Below are 1,592 nucleotides of genomic sequence, written 5' to 3'. Positions count from 1 at the left end.
GTCAGCGAAAAATCGCACAGAAAATCATTAATAAAAATGCCGATTATTTGCTCGCTGTTAAAGGAAAACAAGGTAAGTTAGACAAAGCGTTTGATAATTATTACCGGCCTTCAATGCTTCAAAACTTTGATGGTGATAGCTACTCATCACAAGAGAAATCGCATGGACGTTTAGAAACACGATGTGCACTCATCAATACCGATTTAAGTGTATTAGGTGATTTGGCTTATGATTGGCCTGAACTAAAAACGATGGGCATCATGGTGAGTGTTCGACAAGAAGGCAAACACGCCGACGAATCCGATATTTCTGTGCGCTATTATATAAGTTCAAAAGCACTGACAGCGAAAGAGCTTCATGATGCCACTCGCTCGCACTGGCTAATTGAATCAATGCATTGGCAACTCGATGTTGGATTAAAAGAAGATGCCTGCCGAATTAGGGTAGATGACCGAGCTGAAGTTTTTGCACGAATAAGGCAAATGGTTTTGAATTTATTAAAGCAAGAGAAGAGTTTCAAAGCCGGCATTCAACGCAAGCGAATGATGTGCGCGATGGACCAAGAGTACTTGGCGACCGTGCTGGGAAGCCTTTCATGACGCGGATGTTCATGCGTTTTCCGTGGAGGGAGAATCCATGTCATTCGTTATATCTACTGGATAATTCAATAAAAGGAAACACATGAAGTCTGTAATTGTTAGGGATAAAAAAGAACTCAAGAAAGCATTAAAAAGTGATGTAGATGAAATTGTTATTGAAAACCACTCACTAGAGAAAAAGTTAAAATCAGTTGCATTGATAAGGAAAGCTGGGCCATATGCAATTGCTGCCATTGTCGCTGCAATACCCTTCATTCCTTTTACAGGTGGGGCAAGTGTACCTGCAACAATGGTTAGTTTTATGGGGGCTTCTGGTGCGGCAGCTTCTACTGGAGTAATTAGTCTTATGGCAGCAATTGGTGGGATAGTTGTTATTGGAATTTTCACAGACTGGGAAGAAGTAGAAATTGCAGGAGTATTCAAACTTAAGAGAAAGCGTAAGTAGGTATAACAAGGCGCTTAAGTCACTCATGGACTTGATCCGTTTTACGGTTCCAAAATTGCCGCGAAGTTTCACGTTAGGTTACCTAATGTGTGACTAAGCTTGAACTGCCTCACAAATTTTATATATCTTTCTTAGATCATTACTTTTTACATTGTGATATTCTGGTTTCAGTAATTCAATGTCCATAAGATAAGGAAATTTAAATGAAAAAATTGATTCTCACGACAATCTTAGGTTTTAGTCTCGTAGGTTGTGGTGGTAATGCTGATGGTACTTATGTCGCAATGACTAAAGGTGGCTTCCTAAAACCTTCATTACCAGTCGTACTAACAATCAAAGGTGATAAGGCAGTGGACTTGATCCGTTTTACTGGACACGCATCGACGACCTGAGGAGGTCAGTATGCCAGCCTATAAAACGGGTAAAAAGACAGCGCAATATTCACTAGACTTCAAACTAAAAGCGGTTGAATGGAGCTATGAGACGCATCGAACWGTGAAGTCGGTTGCAGAGGCGCTTGATATCCATCCATTCATGCTATCGAAATG

4 protein-coding genes are annotated in these 1,592 nt (G+C 40.5%); all 4 read left to right on the top strand.

Annotation, left to right across the window (positions count from 1 at the left end):
* The coding region (locus BZG75_RS15105) for an ISAs1 family transposase (RefSeq protein ID WP_108742933.1) at positions 1–599 on the top strand (599 nt) is incomplete at its 5' end.
* An 82-nt stretch (positions 600–681) separates the two neighbouring features.
* Positions 682–1,044 (top strand): hypothetical protein, encoded by a 363-nt coding sequence (locus tag BZG75_RS15100; protein ID WP_077577420.1) that lies wholly within the window; start codon positions 682–684, stop codon positions 1,042–1,044.
* Positions 1,045–1,247: 203 nt separating this feature from the next.
* Positions 1,248–1,436 (top strand): hypothetical protein, encoded by a 189-nt coding sequence (locus BZG75_RS15095; RefSeq protein WP_077577419.1) that lies wholly within the window; start codon positions 1,248–1,250, stop codon positions 1,434–1,436.
* Between the two features lie 10 nt (positions 1,437–1,446).
* Positions 1,447–1,592: transposase (locus BZG75_RS15090; RefSeq protein ID WP_158009986.1), on the top strand; the 146-nt coding region annotated here is incomplete at its 3' end.

The sequence above is a fragment of the Salinivibrio sp. AR640 genome, from assembly GCF_001995405.1.
Taxonomy (GTDB): Bacteria; Pseudomonadota; Gammaproteobacteria; order Enterobacterales; family Vibrionaceae; genus Salinivibrio; species Salinivibrio costicola.
The sequence above is the reverse complement of the archived record's forward strand: the minus strand, read 5'-3'. Positions and strand labels throughout refer to the sequence as shown.